Source organism: Citreicoccus inhibens, assembly GCF_019039035.1.
GTDB classification, from domain to species: domain Bacteria; phylum Myxococcota; class Myxococcia; order Myxococcales; family Myxococcaceae; genus Citreicoccus; species Citreicoccus inhibens.
On sequence record NZ_JAHNZT010000050.1, the window covers coordinates 13,494 to 31,127 of the forward strand.

15 protein-coding genes are annotated in these 17,634 nt (G+C 71.7%); 10 read left to right on the top strand and 5 right to left on the bottom strand.

Features of this window, described 5'->3' with window-relative positions:
• Nucleotides 1-26: 26 nt before the first annotated feature.
• A complete protein-coding gene (gene pdxH, locus KRR26_RS33325; RefSeq protein WP_217081798.1) occupies nt 27-611 on the top strand; it encodes a pyridoxamine 5'-phosphate oxidase in 585 nt (194 codons plus the stop codon).
• Nucleotides 612-627: 16 nt separating this feature from the next.
• Here the strand turns inward: pdxH and KRR26_RS33330 are convergent, their stop codons facing one another.
• Nucleotides 628-1,317 (bottom strand): SDR family oxidoreductase, encoded by a 690-nt coding sequence (locus KRR26_RS33330; RefSeq protein WP_120210156.1) that lies wholly within the window; start codon nt 1,315-1,317, stop codon nt 628-630.
• A gap of 105 nt (nt 1,318-1,422) precedes the next feature.
• Here KRR26_RS33330 and hemG point away from each other — a divergent pair, with 105 nt between their 5' ends.
• The 3 genes from hemG to KRR26_RS33345 all read left to right on the top strand — a co-directional run bounded on the left by hemG (nt 1,423) and on the right by KRR26_RS33345 (nt 4,886).
• Complete coding sequence (gene hemG, locus KRR26_RS33335) at nt 1,423-2,793, top strand: protoporphyrinogen oxidase (protein ID WP_217081799.1); 1,371 nt, start codon at nt 1,423-1,425, stop codon at nt 2,791-2,793.
• A gap of 267 nt (nt 2,794-3,060) precedes the next feature.
• On the top strand, nt 3,061-4,116 hold the full coding sequence (locus KRR26_RS33340) for a sensor histidine kinase (protein WP_120210106.1): 1,056 nt from the start codon (nt 3,061-3,063) through the stop codon (nt 4,114-4,116).
• A complete protein-coding gene (locus tag KRR26_RS33345; RefSeq protein ID WP_217081800.1) occupies nt 4,113-4,886 on the top strand; it encodes a LytR/AlgR family response regulator transcription factor in 774 nt (257 codons plus the stop codon). Before KRR26_RS33340 ends, KRR26_RS33345 begins: the two co-directional genes overlap by 4 nt.
• Nucleotides 4,887-4,935: 49 nt before the next feature.
• Here KRR26_RS33345 and KRR26_RS33350 read toward each other — a convergent pair whose 3' ends face one another.
• Together KRR26_RS33350 and KRR26_RS33355 are read right to left on the bottom strand one after the other, a co-directional pair.
• Nucleotides 4,936-6,381, bottom strand: coding sequence for a hypothetical protein (locus tag KRR26_RS33350; RefSeq protein WP_328707253.1), 1,446 nt, complete (start codon nt 6,379-6,381; stop codon nt 4,936-4,938).
• Between the two features lie 77 nt (nt 6,382-6,458).
• Complete coding sequence (locus tag KRR26_RS33355) at nt 6,459-7,949, bottom strand: glutamate-cysteine ligase family protein (protein ID WP_217081801.1); 1,491 nt, start codon at nt 7,947-7,949, stop codon at nt 6,459-6,461.
• A 123-nt stretch (nt 7,950-8,072) separates the two neighbouring features.
• Here KRR26_RS33355 and rlmN point away from each other — a divergent pair, with 123 nt between their 5' ends.
• The gene (rlmN, locus tag KRR26_RS33360) at nt 8,073-9,164 is read left to right on the top strand and encodes a 23S rRNA (adenine(2503)-C(2))-methyltransferase RlmN (protein WP_217081802.1); all 1,092 of its coding nucleotides are present in this window, start codon (nt 8,073-8,075) and stop codon (nt 9,162-9,164) included.
• 307 nt (nt 9,165-9,471) lie between these two features.
• On the top strand, nt 9,472-9,855 hold the full coding sequence (locus KRR26_RS33365; RefSeq protein WP_120210102.1) for a hypothetical protein: 384 nt from the start codon (nt 9,472-9,474) through the stop codon (nt 9,853-9,855).
• Between the two features lie 9 nt (nt 9,856-9,864).
• Here the strand turns inward: KRR26_RS33365 and KRR26_RS33370 are convergent, their stop codons facing one another.
• Together KRR26_RS33370 and KRR26_RS33375 are read right to left on the bottom strand one after the other, a co-directional pair.
• On the bottom strand, nt 9,865-11,481 hold the full coding sequence (locus KRR26_RS33370) for an adenylate/guanylate cyclase domain-containing protein (protein ID WP_120210101.1): 1,617 nt from the start codon (nt 11,479-11,481) through the stop codon (nt 9,865-9,867).
• A gap of 32 nt (nt 11,482-11,513) precedes the next feature.
• The gene (locus tag KRR26_RS33375) at nt 11,514-12,368 is read right to left on the bottom strand and encodes a metallophosphoesterase family protein (RefSeq protein WP_120210100.1); all 855 of its coding nucleotides are present in this window, start codon (nt 12,366-12,368) and stop codon (nt 11,514-11,516) included.
• 182 nt (nt 12,369-12,550) lie between these two features.
• On the opposite strand from KRR26_RS33375, the gene KRR26_RS33380 reads away from it, so the two are divergent.
• From KRR26_RS33380 to KRR26_RS33395, 4 genes are all read left to right on the top strand, one after another.
• A complete protein-coding gene (locus KRR26_RS33380) occupies nt 12,551-14,374 on the top strand; it encodes a sensor histidine kinase (protein ID WP_217081803.1) in 1,824 nt (607 codons plus the stop codon).
• 33 nt (nt 14,375-14,407) lie between these two features.
• Nucleotides 14,408-15,586 (top strand): hypothetical protein, encoded by a 1,179-nt coding sequence (locus tag KRR26_RS33385; protein WP_217081804.1) that lies wholly within the window; start codon nt 14,408-14,410, stop codon nt 15,584-15,586.
• Complete coding sequence (gluQRS, locus tag KRR26_RS33390) at nt 15,583-16,530, top strand: tRNA glutamyl-Q(34) synthetase GluQRS (protein WP_217081805.1); 948 nt, start codon at nt 15,583-15,585, stop codon at nt 16,528-16,530. The genes KRR26_RS33385 and gluQRS overlap by 4 nt, the downstream gene beginning before the upstream one ends.
• Nucleotides 16,531-16,669: 139 nt before the next feature.
• Nucleotides 16,670-17,596 (top strand): hypothetical protein, encoded by a 927-nt coding sequence (locus KRR26_RS33395; RefSeq protein ID WP_120210096.1) that lies wholly within the window; start codon nt 16,670-16,672, stop codon nt 17,594-17,596.
• The last annotated feature ends 38 nt before the right edge of the window (nt 17,597-17,634 follow it).

Here is a 17,634-nt window from a genome sequence, read left to right on the forward strand (position 1 = left end):
CGGCGACCGTTGCCTATGTTCCTCCCGTGTCCATCCCCCCTGACCCCATCCAGCGCTTCGCGACCCTCTTCGAGCGGGCGAAGCAAGCCATCCCCGTGGATCCGAACGCCATGGTGGTGGCCACCGTGGACGCCGCCGGCCGTCCGAGCGCGCGCGTGGTGCTGCTGAAGGACTTCGATTCGCGCGGCTTCGTCTTCTTCACCAACTACGAGAGCCGCAAGGGCGAGCAGCTGCTCGCGCACCCGTTCGCCGCGCTCTGCATCTACTGGCAGCCGCTCGATCAACAGGTTCGGGTGGAAGGCCGCGTGGAGCGCGTATCGGACGCGGAAGCGGACGCCTACTTCCAGAGCCGGGCCCGAGGCAGCCAGGTGGGCGCCTGGGCCAGCCTCCAGAGCCAGCCGCTCCCGGAGCGCGCGGTGCTGGAGCGGCGCGTGGCGGACGTGGAGGCGCGATTCGAGGGGCGCCCGGTGGAGCGGCCTCCGCACTGGAGCGGCTTTCGCGTGGTGCCGGACCGCATCGAGTTCTGGCACGCCCGCCCCAGCCGCCTGCACGAGCGCCACGTCTATCTGCGCGAGGCCAACGGCTGGCGCACGGAGATGTTGTATCCGTGAGCAAGGTGGGGGGCCGCTACCAGACGACCTCCTCGCCCTCGAAGTCAAAGAAGCGTCCGCTCTGCTCCGGCGTGAGCCCGTCGATGATGCGCAGCATGCCGCGCACGGAGACCTCGGGGACCACCGGCGCGTCCGGACCGCCCATGTCCGTCTGCACCCAGCCCGGGTGCAGCAGCACGCAGGAGAAGCCCTCCGCGCGCAGGTCCAGCGCCACCGAGCGCACGCCCATGTTCAGCGCGGCCTTGGACATCCGGTAGGCATACGCCCCCCCCTCGGTGTTGGACGACACCGCGCCCATGCGGGAACTCACGTACGCGACTTTGCGTACCGTGCCTTGTCTCAGCGCGGGCAGCAGCGCGGCGGTGATGCGCAAAGGACCGAGCGCGTTGACCGCGAGCGTGCGAGCCATGTCGTCATAATCCAACTCGTGCAGGCCCACCCATTGCCCCGGCACGCCGGCGTTGTTGATGAGCACGTCCACCGGTTCGAAGCAGACATCCGCCGCGAAGTTACGGACGCTGACGGGGTCCGAAACATCGAGCGCATGGATGCGCAAGCGGTTTCCCGCGACCTGGTGAAACGGCTCCAGCCTCAGCGCCTGCTCCGGCGCGCGGACGCCCGCATCCACGGTGTCCCCTCGCCGCAGCAACTGCTGGACGAACTCGAGGCCGATGCCGCGACTTGCCCCTGTGATGACGTAGCGCATGCTCTGCATTAACGCGCCGAATGACAGTCCTTGGCAAAACACTCCCCATTGACCCAGGGGGAGTGCACGCTGACGGCGGTCGAGAAGCGCTCGGAGGAGAGACAGATGACAGTCGCCGTCGTCGGCGGAGGTATTTCCGGGCTCGTCGTGGCGCAGCAATTGCGCACGGACGGCAAGGCTGTGGTGTTGCTGGAGGCGGACTCTCGTCTCGGTGGAAACGTGCACACCCGCGCGCGTGACGGTTTCTTGCTCGAGGCGGGACCGAACAGCTTCCTCGACCGCGAAGTGGTGACCCGCAGGTTGACGACAGCGCTGGGTATCACGGGTCGCATCCGCGCCGCGGACGTGGGCGCGAAGAACCGCTATGTGTACACACGCGGGCAGCTGCGCGCGGTGCCGGGCTCGCCGCCAGCGTTCCTGAAGTCTGATGTCTTGCCCTGGAGTGCGAAGCTTCGTGTGATGGCGGAGCTGTTCACGCCGAGCCGCCCCAACGCTGAAGATGAATCACTCGCGCAGTTCGGCCGCAGACATCTGGGACGTACCGCGACGCGAGTGCTCTTGGATGCGGTGCAGACCGGCATCTTCGCGGGCGACGTGGAGACGCTGAGCGTGGAGGCCGCGTTCCCCGCGCTCGTGAAGCTGGAGCGTGCGCACCGCAGCCTCATCCTCGGCGCCATCCGCTCGCGCGGCGCGAAACAAAAAGCCCTGCCCTCCGGCGCATCCGAGCCCCTGCTGAGCGGCGCGCTCAGCACCTTCGATGGAGGCCTCCAGGTGCTCATCGACGCGCTGTCCACCGCGCTGGGCGACGTGGCGCGCACGAACGCCCAGGTGCTCGCGCTGGTGCCCATGCCCAACGGCTGGAAGCTCATCGTGCGAGAGAAGGGCGAGACATCAGAGCTGCTCGCCTCGCAGGTGGTGCTGGCGGTGCCCGCGCACGTCGCCGCGGAGCTGTTGGACCCAATCGATGACACGCTCGCGGACGCGGTGGGCAGCATCCCCTATGCGCCCATGGTGGTGGTGAACCTGGGCTTCGCGCCGGGCACGACGCCCGTGCCGGATGGCTTCGGCTTCCTCGTCCCGTCCGAGGAGAAGCGGGCGCTCCTGGGCGCCATCCACACGTCCACCACGTTCCCCTTCCGCGCGCCCCCGGGACACGTGCTCTACACCTGCATGATGGGCGGCGCGCGCCAACCCGAGCGGGCGAGCCAGGACGTGGACTCGCTGGCGGCCCTCGCGCGCGAGGAACTCCGTGCGCTGGCGGGCGTGACGGCGACGCCCGTGCTCACCGACGTGGTCCGCTGGCCGCGCGGGATTCCGCAATACAACGTGGGGCATCTGGCGCGCATGGCCGCCGTGGACGCCCTCGTGGCGCGCTGGCCCGGCCTCCACCTCACCGGCAACGCCTACCGGGGCGTGGGCCTCAACGACTGCATCGTCCACGGCTGCGAGCTGGCCGAACAGCTCGCCACCCACTAGGCACCGCCGCCGCGCGACCACCGGCTGTCCGCTACCGACCGTTCGGCGCGCCCCGGCTCGGGGGCCCCTGGGAGCACGTCAGACTGTCCTGGCATGCTTCGAGAATTCCGGGGGCCTCCATGTTTACACTTCCTTCGCCTCTTTTCGTTCTCGCGGCCATCCTGCTCTTCCCCGTCGTGCTGGCGGGCAGCATCGCGCTCGACGCCCTGGAGCCGGAGTGGGAGGGGCAGCCGTAGCGGTGGGCGCGGTGTAGGCTCCCGCCGGAGCATGCTGGAGCCGGCGGAAGCATCCATTGTCCGAGCCACGTGGCGCGCCCTCATCACGCCGCGGCGGCTGTTGCCCATCCTGTTGGTGTCCCTGCCGCTGCTGTTCGCGCAGGAGCACTACAGCGCCGAGCCGCACGCGGTCTGGCTCGCCCTGCTCTTGTGCCTGCTCTTCGTCGCGGTGGCGCCCGTGTCGTACCGCGTCCTGTTCCCCGAGGGGCTGGACCTGAGCCACGGCGGCATCCGGCTGGCGCTCTACGCCACGGTGGGCGCGGGCGTGGTGCTGGTCGCGGGCTTCGTGCTGCCGCAGTGGCTGCGCATGGGCCCCAGCTTCCTCACCGAGCCCGCGAGCCTGCTCGTCTGCGGCGCCCTCTTCCTCGTGGGGGGCTGGGGGTTGGGGCGCGACATCGGCTTCGAGGAGACGCTCGCTCGGGAACGGGCGCGCGGGGCCCGGCTGGCGCTGGAAGCGGAGCAGGCGCAGTTGCTCGCGCTGCGCAGTCATCTGGATCCGCACTTCCTCTTCAACACGCTCAACGCCATCGCGGAGTGGTGCCGCGAGGACGGCGTGGTGGCCGAGTCCGCCGTGCTGCGGCTGTCCACCATGCTTCGCTCGGTGCTCGCGGGGGTGCGCAGCGCCACATGGCCGCTGGCGAAGGAGCTGGAGCTGATGCGCACGCTGTTCGACCTGCATCTGCTGCGCGACCCTGCCCTCTTCCAGCTCGGGATGGAGGTGACGCCGGGCGTGGAGGAGGTGCCCGTGCCGCCGCTCGTGCTCCTACCGCTCGCGGAGAACGCCGTGAAGCACGGGCCGGGCGCGGGCCACCGCGGACACCTCACCGTGGCGGTGTCCCGAGGCGAGGGCGGCGTGGAGATCATCCTCGAGAACCCCGGCGCGTCGCGCGGCCCGCGGGAGGGCAGCGCGGGGCTACCCACCGTGGAGCGCCGGCTCGCGCTCGCCTATGGCGGCCGTGCGCACCTGTCGCTGACGAGCGATGCGGGCCGCACCCGCGTCACGGTCCTCTTGCCCACCTCGGGCCCTGTCCCGGGAGTCCTCACATGAGCTCCGCCCTGAGAGTCCTCATCGCCGATGACGAACTGCTCGCGCGCAAGCGCCTGACCCGGCTGCTCGCCGCGCTCCCGGACGTGGAGGTGTGTGGCGAGGCCGCGGACGGAGAAGCGGCGCTCGCGGCCATGCGCGCGGGCACCGTGGACGTGGTGCTGTTGGACATCCACATGCCAGGGCTGAGCGGCCTGGACGCGCTGGCGCTGATGCCCGAGCGCCGGCCTCACGTCATCTTCTGCACCGCGCACGCCGAGCACGCGGTGGAAGCGTTCGAGCACGGCGCGGTGGACTATGTCCTCAAGCCCGTGGAGCCCGCGCGGCTCCAGAAGGCGCTGGAGCGCGCGAGGGAGCGGCGCGTCCCAGCGCAACGCAGCGAGCCGACTCCGCCTCGGGAAAAGTCCTCGGGGGGGCTCGGGCTGTCTCGGCTGCCCATCCCTACGCGACAGGGCATCGTGCTCGTGGACCCCGACACCATCTCTCACGCCACGCTGGAAGACGAGTTGGTGACAGTGTTCACCGCGCAGGGCGACTTCCTCACCGACTTCTCACTCAACGAACTGGCGGAGAAGCTGCCCGCGGAGCGCTTCCATCGCGTGCACCGGCGCGCGCTGCTCAACCTCACGCACGTCGCACGGCTGGAGCCGCTCGAGACGGGCGGCTACCTGGCGAAGACCGCGCGAGGCCACTCCGTGGAAGTGAGCCGCCAGTCCGCGCGGGAGCTGCGGCGCATGCTCGGCCTGCGCAAGGGCACCGAGGACGAAGCCTGAGGCCACGGCGTGCCACGAGGCATGAGCGCAGCGGACCTGGGCCGAGTCGCTACGGCGTTCCATACAAGCGATGAACCTGGCCAGCGTCCTCGCCCAGGACGTCCGCGAGCACCGCGCGGTCAGGGTCGGGCAGGGCCACGCCAGCCCGGGCGCACCGTGCGGCTTCGTCTCGCGTCACGGCGGGCGCCGTGCACCACGCATCTCGCCAGCCCTCCACCAACTTGCGCGCGAAGATGTGCTCGTAACCCAGCAGCTCAGACTCCAGCCACGCGCCTCCGACGGGCAGGTGCGCCCTGCGCGGCGACACTCCGCCCGGCGCGAAGGTGACATCGTGCTCGTAGCCCGAGGCGGACAGCGCGTTCTCGCCCTTCACCGCCAGCGGCGAGTGGGCCCCTCGCAGCAGCGCCTCCGTCACCAACACGAAGCGCAGATCCACGCCGCGCTGGAGCGCCTTGTAATCGAAGGACCGCTGCTCATCACGGTAGCGCGTGACCTCCACCGTCGTGCGGTATTCCACCGTCTGGTACTTCGTCACCTTGCGCGTCTTCGTCTCGTTCTTCTCGACGTACGTTTCCTCGACCGTATAGGGCACCTCCACCGAGGCCTTGCGATCCTCATGGTCGGTGTACGGGACGCTGTCCGTCCAAACGGCGGTCAACTCCACGGGCTGGCTCCACGCGTGCTCGGAGAACGCGCCATCCAGCGACAGCGGCGCCTGACGCGACGCCTCCGCCGAGAACCACGGAGAAGACTCGAAGGCCCGCGCGAGGCGCTCTTGGAGGAACGTCACCACCTGGTCATCCATGCCCACCACCGACACGTGCCAGTTGGGCACGCCGAGCGCCTCGGGGAACACGGGAGCCTCGGGCGCCGCCTGCCCATAGTGCCGGCAGTACCGTGCGACGAGCCCCACCCAGTGCGGCCCCGCGTCACCCGGCAGGGCCTTCAAGCGCTCACAGGTGGCGCGGCCACCCTGCTGCACGGCCTCCTCCAGGTCGCGCCGGATGGGCGCCATCTCCGCGAAGGCGAGCAGCGCGCGCTTGCGCCCGAGCTGCGCCTCGGCGGTGAGCGCGTCCCCTCGCTTCGCGGGCGCGGTGATGAGCAATCGCAGGTGCCGATGCGTGCCTTCCATCTCATCGAGCAGCGAACTCTCCAGCGCGCCGTCCAGCTTGCTGCCCCACCGCGCGCGCCGGGTGAGGAACTGCTCCAGGCTCATCTCCGCGTCTTCGTCGCGCTCCTCGAAGCGGGACTGGCGCGCCTGCCCCAAGAGCTGCGAGAGGCCCCGCCACCGCAGGTCGTCCCGCGCCGCGAGCAGCCCCGCGTCATTGGGCGCCTCGCGCAGGAGCTGCTCGTACAGGTCCGCGGCCTCCACGAAGCGACCCTTCTTCGCCAGGTCATTGGCCTGACCGCGCAAGGACGAGCACGCCGCCAACAACAGCAGCGGGAGGAGCACGACGAAGCGACGAGAGAGGAGGAACTGGCTGAAGGCGTTCACGCTCGACACCCTGACGGCACGCACGGCACGGCGCGCGTCGGACGGGCGCTGAGTGCGGATATTCAGTGCGCCTTCTACTACTCCAACGGCCAGGTGTGCACGGGCGCGCCGGAGTTCGCCTGCTCCAGGTAGCGCTCCAACATCGCGGCCAGGGCCTCGTCACGAGGCAGGCGCGCCTCCAGCTCCGCGAGCACGCGCCGCTGCCACCGCGCGCCCGTCATCCCCCGCGCCAGCCGCTCCGCCACGAGGTCGAGCTGCGCATCGGCCTCCTCCGCGTCCACGCCCGCCAGCAGGAGACCGCGCCGCGCCACCGGCAACAGCCGAGGCACCAGCGCCGCCACCGACTCCGGCCGCGGACTGGGCGCCACCTCCGAGGGCCACATCAAGACCGCGTCCAGTCCCGAGCGCGCGGCGCGGAAGAAGTTGCTCCGCGCCTGCGAGAAGGGCAGCGCCGGCAGCAGCGCCTCCATGCGCTCCATCAGCCCCAACGTCAGCCCCAGCAGGAACGCGCCGTTGGCCACCATGTCCGCCACGGACGGCCCCGCGGGCAGCGCGCGCATCTCGATGCGCAGGTGTCCGCCGCAGAGCGGGTCATAGATGGCGCGGTTCCAGCTCCACACCGTCCCTTGATGAAGCCGCAACTCCGCGAGCCGAGGCAGACACTCCGTCGCCACGCACTCGAGCGGGGACTCCTCCGCCAGCACGGGCAACAGCGGCGGGTAGAGCGCCACCGCCTCGCAGAACAACTCGTAGGCCCCTTCTCGCGCCCACCCGTGGCCGAAGGACACCCGCGCGTGCGGAGGGATGTCACCGGACTCGCGCGCGCCTCGGTCGTCCGTGGCCTGACGGAAGAGGGCCACGCGGGTCTCATCCCAGAGTCGCCGCCCGAGGAACAGCGGTGAGTTGCCCGCCACCGCCAGCACGGGCGCGGTGGCCAACTGCGCGGCGTTGTACGCGCGCGCGAAGTCCGCCGGGCGCACGCGCAGGTGGTACTGGAGCGACGTGTTCGCGCCCTCCAGCGTCACGTCATCCCAGGTGAGCGCGAGCGAATCAGCTCCATGGATGGCCACGTGGAAGGGCACGTCCGCGCGGCGCTGGCGGATGGCCGCGGACAGCGCGCGGTAACGCGGCTGCGCGGTGAGCGCGGTCCGGCCCAGGTCCTCCTCGCGCAGCGTGGGCAAGATGCCGATGACGGCCACGCGCGCGCCTTGCGTGGCCGCCGCCCGTCGCACCTCCGCGAGCGTGTCCTCGAACTCCGAGCGCAGCGCCGCGAACGGCCGCCCCGCCAACGCGCACGGGCGCAGGTTCGTCTCCAGGTTGAAGCGGTCCATCTCCAGCGTCACCCGAGGGTCCACGGTCCGAGCGAGCACCTCGCGGTTCAGCGGCAGCGGCTGCCCCCGCGCATCCACCAGGAACAGCTCCAGCTCGGCGCCCACGGTGGCGGGCCCCTCACCGAAGCCCGGTCGTCCCAGGAGCAGGCGCAGCGCCTCCAGACACTCGGAGAGCCGCACCGAGAACGCCTCCGCGTCCCCGGGACCGAACGCCTCCTGATGGATGAGCAGCCCCATGGCCCCACAACCATGCCCATGGCCCGGCCCCCCGGACGGTGGACACTCCGGGCTCGGCTGTCCGGGCGCCCGGCGAACGGGCCCGGGCCCGTCCGCGCCGGCTGTGTTATCTGGCGATTGGCCATGCCGTCCGAGACCGCCACGCCCGCCCCCCACCTGCACGACCTCACCCGCCCCGCCCTGGGCGCGCTGCTCGCGGACTGGGGCTTTGGCGCCTACCACCGCGACCTGCTGTGGACGGGGCTGTACCGGCAGCGAGCGGAGTCGCTCGACACGGTGGAGGGCCTGCGCCCGGACCTGCGCACCGCCCTCACCGAGCGCACGCGCCTGGAGCCGCTGGTCGCGCCCCACCACGAGAGCTTCAGCAGCGACGGCCTCACCCACAAGCTCCTGCTGCGCCTGCGCGATGGGCAGACCATCGAGACGGTGCTGATGCGTTTCAAGGGCCGCGCCACCGTGTGCATCAGCACGCAGGCGGGCTGCGCCATGGGCTGCGTGTTCTGCGCCACGGGCCAGATGGGACTGGCGCGCCACCTGACGCCGGGAGAAATCGTGGGACAGGTGCTCCACGTCACGCGCATCCTGGATGCCTCGGGCGAGTCGCTGCGCAACATCGTCCTCATGGGCATGGGCGAGCCGCTGCACAACTACGAGCACACGCTCGCGGCGGTGGACATCCTGGTGGACGCGCTGGGGCTGGCCATCGGGCCGCGCTTCATCACGCTGAGCACCGTGGGCGTGGTGCCGGGCATCCGCCGGCTCGCGGACGAGGAGCGCCCGGTGCAGCTCGCGGTCAGCTTGCACGGCGCCACGGACGCGGAGCGCGCCGCGCTGGTGCCCGCGGGACGCCGCTGGCCGCTCGACGAGTTGATGGACGCGTGCCGCTACTACATCGCCAGGCGCGGCCGTCGCATCTTCTTCGAGTGGACGCTCATCGAGGGGCGCAACGACACCGCGGAGCACGCGCACACCCTGGGGCGGTTGCTCGGGGGAATGGACGCGCACGTCAACGTCATCCCCTTGAATCCCACCGTGGGCTACGACGGCGGCCCCAGCACCGCGCCCGCCGTGCGCGCGTTCCAGGACGTGCTCACCACCTACGGCGTGCCCAGCACGGTGCGTCAGCGGCGCGGAATCGACATTGACGCGGGCTGCGGTCAGCTCAAGGCCGAGGTGGAGCGCAGAACGCGGCGTTCACTTCCGATCGCACCGTAAGCGCCCCCACACGAGCGCGTCACCCAGCTTCGCTAAGGTGCCTCCGCCTTCTCTCCGGAGGACCTCATGCTCTCAGTTCCTTCGTCGTTCCCTCGCGCATCCATCGCGCCGGGTCAGCGCGCACTCGCAGGTGCTTCGCGTCGCTTGCCTGTCCAGGCGGCCGTGGCGCGGGTCCACGCCAACACCCCGGACGTTCGCCGCGCATCGTCACTGGCGGATACCTGACGGGAAACCTGAGGCGGGGCCCTTGCACCGCACATGGACGTGGGCACATTCTTCCCAGCGGCTTCACCGTCGGAGGTGAGCGATGCTTTCCATCCAGGAGCATGGATCGGTGGAAGAGGCGAGCAACAACCTGCTCGACTTCATCCTCGTGCCGGACAACTGGCTCGCGGCATCCGTGGCGAGCCCCCGCCCGCAGGCCTGGCCTGCACCAGACATCCAATACCAACGTCGCGTCGGTCCGCTGCGCATCTGCGCCTCGGTCGACGTGGCGCCCTCGCTGGACGTCGTGTTGCACATCGCCTTCCGGGCACCCGGGCTCACGCCCGTGAAGGCCGCGGACCACCTCGAGGATTTCCTCAAGCAACGCCTGCCGCTCACCCCCAACACCGAGTGGCAGGTGGAGGTGGATGAGCGCCGGTGGATCCACTTCACGCGGCGCTACGTCAGCGCGCACCTGAAGGCCTGAGCCGGCGCGCTACCGCTGCAGCCGGAAGTGCCGCAGCGGGTGCGCCACGTTCTTCACGGGCGTCTCCGTGAGCGGACCGAACTGAAGCTTCTGAATGAAGGGCTCGCGCGAGGTCTGGAGTACCTCGCGCGCGCTCTCCATCACCAGCGTCTCGCGAAAGCCCGCGAGCGACTGGAGGCGCGCGGTCTGGTTCATCCCGCTGGAGAACGCCGTGTAGTTGCGGTTGGGACCGAACAGGCCGCAGTTGGCGTTCGCCAGGTTCACGCCCACTGCCACGCCCAGCCCGGGCAGCTTCACGCGATGGCACAGCGCGGCCACTTCCTCACGCGCGCCCATGGCGGTGGTGAGGTCCTGGATGTCACATGCGGCGCGGACCGCGGCCTCGGCGCGGCGCACGCGGTCGCCCTGGAAGAAGGGCGGGCCGAACAGGCCGATGACGCAGTCGCCCACCATCTTGTCGAAGACACCGCCGTGCTCCCAGATGCAGCCCACGGCGCGCTCGCTCCACTCGTCCACGAAGCGGCCGATGCTGCGCGGGCTGTCGAAGCCTTGCTCGCAGATGCGCGTGAAGCCGTTGATGTCCGCGAACAGGATGCCGACCTCCTGGTCCTGCGCGCGCAGGTGTTGCGCGTAGTCGGGGTCCTGGAGGAGCGCGTTGATGACGGCCGTGGGGAAGAACTGGGACAGGTGGATGCGCTCGCGGTGGTAGTCCAGCAAGCGCTGGCTGAGGGTGGAGGCCAGCACCCGGATGAGGTCCATGGTGTAGGCCGAGAAGCCGTCGTCGCTCCAGACGACAATCTTCCCCAGCGGCTCACTGCCCGCGGCGGCGGCGATGAGCACCGCCTCGGTGGTGCGCCCGGGGAACAGCGTCCGCAGCACGCCCGGCGCTCCAGCCAACAACCGCGTGCCGTGCTCGCGCAGCACCTGCTCCAACGGGGCGCTGGGCTGCGCTCCGGTCTCGTACTCCAGATGACCGTGGCGGTACGTGCGGTAGTGCAGCTCCTGCGGGCGCACGGCGTCGCGGTACAGCAAGAGGAAGCCCGGCAACCGCACGCGCTGGGACAGCGTCAGCACCGCCTGATCCATGCCCGCCTCGAACACGGGGTTGGCCAGGTGCTGATTGCAGTGGAGGATGAGCTGGTGCTTCTCCGACGCGGTGTGCACGAGCACCAGCACCGTGTCGAGTTCCTCCGCGATGGCGTCCAGCATGCGCAGCATCCGCCCGACGCGCTCGCCGTCCCCCACGTCCGCCGCGAAGCGCAGGCCCAGCGTGCCCACCTGCGCTCCGGCCACGTCCAGCGGCTGGGTGACGAGCGTGTCCGCGTCCAACCGCCGCGCGCCCTCGGGCCCTTGCAGCAAGGTGCCGGGGAGGTGGTCACCCCAGTCGCCCTCGCTCCACGTCTGCTCTTGGAGTTCCTCGTCGCGCGTGGTGACCGCGATGGCCTTCGCACCGGTGAGCGCGAGGATGGACGGAAAGCAGCGGCGGAAGGTGCGCGTCAGGTTCTCACGCTCGCGCAGGCTCTCCTCCAGCAGCGCGTCCACGGCGCGGCTCAGCTCGCGCAAGGCCTTGTACTCCTCCACGGACAGGTCGGCGGTCAGGGGCGGGAGCAGTGGGGCCTGGTGCATGGGGGCCCTTCTACCGCCGAGGCCCCCCGGTGTCACAAGCGGGGGGCGTGCCGCTGCCCACCCACCACGGCGCCACCCGACACCTCGATGAGCCAGCCGCCCTCGTGCCCTGCCTCCGTCGACGAGCCCGCGCCGAACAAGTGGGGGCGGTCAGCCGTGGCGGGCAGGTGATAGCGCTGGTGGATGTGGCCGTGCAGCACGGCGAAGCGCGGCCCGCGCAACAGGCCCAGCAGCGCGTCCGCGTCACGCAGCCCGTGGAGCCGGTGGTCCGGCGCGCCCTGCGCCGTCCGAGGCGCGTGGTGCACCGCCACGAGCAATGCGCGACGGGCCAGCCGGGGATCCGCCACCACGGCCGCCAGCCCCTCGAGTTGCGCCTTGCCGACGTACCCCGCGGCAATCCCGGGCGCGGGCGGCACGCGCGCCGAGCACAGCCCCACGACGGCGGCGCCCTCCCCCACCAGCCGCACGAACGGGTACGGCCCCTCGCGGCGATGCTCGGGCAGGTCGCTCTCCATCAAGTGTCCGAAGTGGCGCGCGAAGCGGCCCGTGCGTTGGCTTCCCGGCGTGTAGACATCATGGTTGCCAGGGATGACCGTGCAGCGCCGAGGGTCCGCGGCGAGCGAGCCCAGCGCGGAGCGCGCGCCCTGGAACTCGGCCTCCAGGGCATAGGCGGTGAGGTCCCCTGAGAGGATGAAGTGGTCGGCGCCCAGCGCGCGCGTGTCCGCGGCCAGCGTGGCGAGCGTGCGCCGTGCCTGCCGATACGCCCTCGCGCGGCCTCCCACCGACAGCTCCGCGAGCGCGAGCCACCGCCGCCACCCCAGCTTGCGCCAGGGCAAGGCGAGGTAGTCCTCGGTGATGTGGACATCGGAGCAGTGGAGGAAGCGCATGGAACCAACTCCCCGGGTCGAACGACGGGCCCCTGGATGCGCATTCTGGCGGGAAGCGGCGAGCAAGAAAGGCCCACCTGTGCACGCAGTGACGGTGGATGTCGTTCCGACGATGAACTGTTCCCTCTCACGGACCGGCGCGCCATCCTCGCGGGTGCCGGACGCCAAGGAGGTGGATGCCCATGGATGCGCTGGCGGACCTGCTGGAATCCCAGGCCGGGGAGCTGGCGCAGCGCTGGAGCGCGCGGCCCCTCCCCCTGCCGCGAGACCTGCCCGGCCTCCTGCGAGTGCTCGCCGGGGCCCTGCGGGCCGCCGACGCTGCCCCTCCGTCCAGCGCCGAGCCGGCCTCCGCAGCCCTGTCCACGGGGGATCCAGCATCACGCGTGCGCGCGTACGCACGGCTGCGGAGCCTGCTCCTCGAGTGGTTGGAGGCACAGCGCATCCCCGTGCGCCTCTCGCAAGTGAGCGCGCTCACCGCCTCGCTCGATGCCGCGCTGGAGCGGGAGCTGTCGGAGCACGGCCCGCCCATGCGGGCGAGCAAGGCGTCCGCGGAGCTAGAGGCCATCTTCGCCAGCATGGTGGACGCCGTCTATGTCGGGACCCGCGACGGAATCACCCGCGCCAACGGGCCCGCGCTGGAGCAACTGGGTTACGACAGCATCGAGGCGCTCAATCGCAACATCGGGACGCTCGCGCGGGAGATCCAGACGCGCCGGGCGGACACGGGCGAGCCCATCTCGATGGCGGAGCAGGCCTTCAGCCACGCGCTGAGCGGCGAGCGAGACGTGCAGGAGGTGCTCATCCGCCACCGCAAGACAGGGGAAGACCGCGTGGTGCGCGCCGCCTGCGGCCCCATCGTGATGGACGGGCACGTGGTGGGCGCGGTGGCCATCAACACGGACATCACCCAGGCGCAGCGCGCGAAAGACGCCCTGTCACGCACCGAGCGAGAGCTCCGCGAGCTGGCCGAGTCCATGCCCCAGTCGGTGTGGATTGCCACGCCGGATGGAGACATCACCTACGTCAACCAGGTGATGGAGCTCTTCACGGGCCGCCCACGGGAGCTGCTGCTGGGCCGGCACTGGGAAGACCTCATCCACCCGGATGACCAGGTGCGGTCCTGGGAGCACTGGAAGCGCGCGCTCGACACGGGCTCGTTCTACGAGGTGGAGCATCGCTCGCGACGGCACGACGGCACCTATCGCTGGTTCCTCGCGCGGGGCAGGCCCCTCAAGGACGAGCGGGGGCGCGTCCTCAAGTGGCTCGGCACCAGCACGGACATCCACGATATGAAGCTGGCGCAAGAGGAGGCGCGGCGGCGCGCCGGCTTCGAGCAGCAGCTCATCGGCATCGTGAGCCACGACCTGCGCAACCCCATCAGCGCCATCCTGCTGGCGGCCACGGCGTTGACTCGCCACACGGAGGCCTTGGATGAGCGGACGCTCAAGGGGCTCTTGCGCATCCAGGCCATCGCCGAGCGCGCCACGCGCATGGTGCGCGACCTGCTGGACTTCACCCAGGCGCGGCTCGGGGGCGGACTCGGCATGCGCAAGGCGGAGCTCGACCTGGCGGTCCTCGCGCGACAGGTGGTGGACGAGGTCAAGGCCACCCACGTGGACCGGGACGTCCACCTGGACATCCGGGGCGAGACGCGCGGCGCCTGGGACGCGGACCGGCTCGCGCAGGCGCTCATCAACCTCATCACCAACGCGCTCCGCCACGGGTCCTCGACCGCGCCCGTGACGGTCACCGTGCGAGGGGACGCGCGGGCCGTGAGCGTGGGCATCCACAACCAGGGCCCCCCCATCCCAGCGGAGCACGTGAGCCGCCTCTTCCAGCCCTTCCAACGCGGCGCGCCGGATGCGGACGCGGCGGGGCGCAGCGTGGGGCTGGGGCTCTACATCGTGGATCAAATCGTCCGGGCCCATGGCGGCGCCGTCGAGGTGCACTCCGCCCGCGAGACGGGCACCACCTTCACGCTGCGACTGCCACGAGACCGAGGCTGAATGGCGCCCTCGCCAGGGTTATGGTCCCCGCCGATGCGCACCGCGCTCCTCCTCAGCCTGCTCCTGGCCCCCGCGTCCTTCGCCACGCCCCGGAAGGTGGCCGTGCTGCCCATCCAGGCCCTCTCCGGCGATGTCCCCCCGCGCGCGGGCCCGCGCGTGACGGCGCGGCTCGCCTCGGAGGTGCGCGCCGTGGAGGGACTCACCCTCTCCGAGCCCCCCACGACACCGGCGGCTTCCGACCCGCTCGCCCGCGCCCGCGCCGCCCTGCGACAGGCCGCCGAGGCACGCGAGGCCCATGACTTCGCCCGCGCGGAGGCCGCGCTCACCGAGGCCCGGGACGCCTACGCCGCTGGGGCCTCGGGCCTCACGGATCCAAGCGAGGTGGCGGATGCCTACGCGCTGAGCGCCGCCGTCCGCTACGCCACCGGTCAGGACGACGAGGCCGAGCGCATGCTCACCCACGCCCTCACCCTGGCCCCGGGACGAACGCCGCCGCTGGCCGCGACCTCGCCCTTGTTCGCGAGGACCGTCGAGCGCACGCGCGCGGCCCTCCAGGCTCGCCCCCGAGGCGCCGTGAGCGCCCTGTCCATCCCGCCCGGGGTGCCGCTCTCACTCGACGGACGGCCCGTGGGCGTCACGCCCGTGCGCATCACCGAGGTGCCGCCCGGCGCGCACCTGTGGCAGGCCAGGCTGCCCTCGGGCGACGTCGCGGGCGGCGTGGTGGTGGTCGCGCCAGGGAGCGAGGCCCGGGTGGACATCGCGCCGGCCGCGAGCGCGGGCCCCGACGCGGTGCTCGCCAACGCCCTCGCGGGCAACACGTTGGACGCGGCCTCGCTCGAAGCGGCGACCACGCTGGGGCGCGCGGCGGGCGCGGACCTCATCGTGCTGGGCGCGGTGTCGCGCGCGGGCGGCGGGCTCGCCTTGGATGCCTTCGTGTTCGCGCCGGGTGACATGGCGCCGCGCCGGCTGCCGCGACTGGCGCTGGACACGGAGCTGCTCGACTCGGGCGAGCCCCTGCGCCGGCTCGTCGCCACGCTCGTGTCGCAAGAGCTGGCGGACGCCGCACCCGTGACGCTGCCCGCGCTCGCCTCCCGTGAGCCGTTGCCCACGCCACGCGCCACGCAGTCGCGATACCCCACGGGCGAGGCCGCGGCCCGTCCGGTGGACCGCGCGCAGAGCGCGCCGATTCGACGCCCGTTGGTCAAGCCATGAGCGCCGCGCGAGGACGCTTCGCGCCCAGCCCCACCGGGCGCATGCACCTGGGCAACATCCGCAGCGCGCTGCTCGGCTGGCTCCAGGCCCGTGCGGCGGGCGGAGCGTTCCTCCTGCGCATCGAGGACCTGGACCGCGCGCGCTGCAAGCCCGCGCATGGGGACGCCCTGAAGGAAGACCTGGGCTGGCTGGGCCTGGACTGGGATGAGACACCGCTCGTCCAGAGTGAGCGCGACTCGGAGTACCGCGAGGCCCAGGCGCGACTGGAACGCGCGGGGCTCGTGTATCCGTGCTTCTGCACGCGCGCGGAGATCGCCCGGGCCGCCAGCGCGCCCCATGGCTTGTCGGACGAGGGCCCGCGCTACCCCGGCACCTGCGCGCACCTCACCGCCGCGCAGGTGTCCGAACGCTCCCGCACGCGAGCGCCCGCGTATCGCTTCCGCGCCCAGCCCGGCGAGGTGCGCTTCGTGGACGGGCTCCTCGGCCCCGCGTCGCAGGACGTGGATGCCGTGGTGGGGGACTTCGTCATCCGGCGCAACGATGGCGTGGCCAGCTACCAGCTCGCGGTGGTGGTGGACGACGCGGCCAGCCACATCACGCACGTGCTGCGCGGCGACGACCTGCTGACGTCCACGCCCCGGCAGCTCCAGCTCTACGCGGCGCTGGAGCTGAACGCTCCCGACTTCCTCCACGTGCCCCTGGTGATGGGCGAGGACGGCAAGCGGCTCGCCAAGCGAGAGGGTGCGTTCGCGCTCGCGGAGCTGCGGGAGCGAGGGGTCGCGCCCGAACAGGTGCTCGGGCTGCTCGCCTCCTGGAGTGGCCTGGGAGACGGCGCTCCCGTGCGCCTCGACGAACTGGTGCGCCGCTTCCGCGTCGAGTCGCTGCCTCGCGAGCCCGTGGTGGCGCGCGAGGCGACGCTGCGCGAGGTGCTGGGCCTGGGCTGAACCCCACGCCCCGCGATCCAAGGAGGCATCCGGGCTCGAGCTGCCGTGCCTTGGCGGACGCGCGCCCCATGTTTTGCCGCGGATGCGGGCGCGCCGTCGGCAGGCGAGCGCGCTCCCTCGACAGTGGGAGCAAGCAGCCATGGCAGCCATCGTGGAGACCGAGAAGACCGGCATCATCCCCGCCACACCGGGCGCGGCGTACAAGCTGAGCTGGGGGGCCATCCTGGGCGGGGCCTTCGTCGCGCTCGGGATGTGGATCCTCCTCTACTCGCTGGGGCTCGCGCTGGGGCTCTCGTCGGTGGACCCCAACAATCCGGGCAGCGCGCGCGCCGCGGGCATCGGCACGGGCATCTGGAGCCTGCTCGCGCCGCTCATCGCGCTGTTCATCGGCGGCATGGTGGCCTCGCGCACCGCGGGCGTGGTGGACAAGGCGGGCGGCGCGCTCCACGGCGCGGTGCTGTGGGGGCTGACGACGCTTGCGGGCGCGGTGCTCATGGGGGCGGTGCTCTCATCGCTGCTGGGCGCCGTGTTCAGCGTGGGTAAGACCGCGGTGGGCGCCACGGGCGCGGCCGTGGTCGGCGTCGCGAGCCAGGGCGGTCAGGCCGCGCAGGCGTTCGGGCTGAACGCCCATGACGCCATCGCTCCGCTGAACGAGCGGCTGCGCGAAGCGGGCAAGCCCGCCGTCACCCCCGAGCAGCTCCAGTCGGCCACGCGCGACGTGGTGAGCGATGCGGTGCGCGCGGGCCATCTGGACCGGGAGATGCTCGTCACGTCCATCTCGCAGAAGACGAACCTCTCGCGCGCGGACGCGGAGGACGTCGCCAACCGCGTGGAGGACCAGTTCACCGTGGCCCAGGGCAAGGCGCAGCAAGTGGGCCAGCAGGTGCAACACGGCGCGCTGAAGGCGGCGGACCAGACGGGGCGCGTCTTCTGGGGCGTGTTCTTCGCGCTGCTGCTGGGGCTCGCGTCGGCGGTGCTGGGCGCCACCCTGGGCGTCAGCAAGCGGCAGCGGATCCGCGCCGAGGGCGTCCTGACCTCGACCTCGCGCCGCGAAGTCTACCCCTGAGGGCGACGGCGCCGGCCCGACACCGGGGCTCCACCCAC

Excerpts from the sequence above, each read along its gene's own strand:
- KRR26_RS33330 (WP_120210156.1), bottom strand. The coding sequence starts at position 1,317 with ATGCGCTACGTCATCACAGGGGCAAGTCGCGGCATCGGCCTCGAGTTC.
- hemG (WP_217081799.1), top strand. The coding sequence starts at position 1,423 with ATGACAGTCGCCGTCGTCGGCGGAGGTATTTCCGGGCTCGTCGTGGCG.
- KRR26_RS33340 (WP_120210106.1), top strand. The coding sequence starts at position 3,061 with ATGCTGGAGCCGGCGGAAGCATCCATTGTCCGAGCCACGTGGCGCGCC.
- KRR26_RS33345 (WP_217081800.1), top strand. The coding sequence starts at position 4,113 with ATGAGCTCCGCCCTGAGAGTCCTCATCGCCGATGACGAACTGCTCGCG.
- KRR26_RS33355 (WP_217081801.1), bottom strand. The coding sequence starts at position 7,949 with ATGGGGCTGCTCATCCATCAGGAGGCGTTCGGTCCCGGGGACGCGGAG.
- rlmN (WP_217081802.1), top strand. The coding sequence starts at position 8,073 with ATGCCGTCCGAGACCGCCACGCCCGCCCCCCACCTGCACGACCTCACC.
- KRR26_RS33365 (WP_120210102.1), top strand. The coding sequence starts at position 9,472 with ATGCTTTCCATCCAGGAGCATGGATCGGTGGAAGAGGCGAGCAACAAC.
- KRR26_RS33370 (WP_120210101.1), bottom strand. The coding sequence starts at position 11,481 with ATGCACCAGGCCCCACTGCTCCCGCCCCTGACCGCCGACCTGTCCGTG.
- KRR26_RS33375 (WP_120210100.1), bottom strand. The coding sequence starts at position 12,368 with ATGCGCTTCCTCCACTGCTCCGATGTCCACATCACCGAGGACTACCTC.
- KRR26_RS33380 (WP_217081803.1), top strand. The coding sequence starts at position 12,551 with ATGGATGCGCTGGCGGACCTGCTGGAATCCCAGGCCGGGGAGCTGGCG.
- KRR26_RS33385 (WP_217081804.1), top strand. The coding sequence starts at position 14,408 with ATGCGCACCGCGCTCCTCCTCAGCCTGCTCCTGGCCCCCGCGTCCTTC.
- gluQRS (WP_217081805.1), top strand. The coding sequence starts at position 15,583 with ATGAGCGCCGCGCGAGGACGCTTCGCGCCCAGCCCCACCGGGCGCATG.
- KRR26_RS33395 (WP_120210096.1), top strand. The coding sequence starts at position 16,670 with ATGGCAGCCATCGTGGAGACCGAGAAGACCGGCATCATCCCCGCCACA.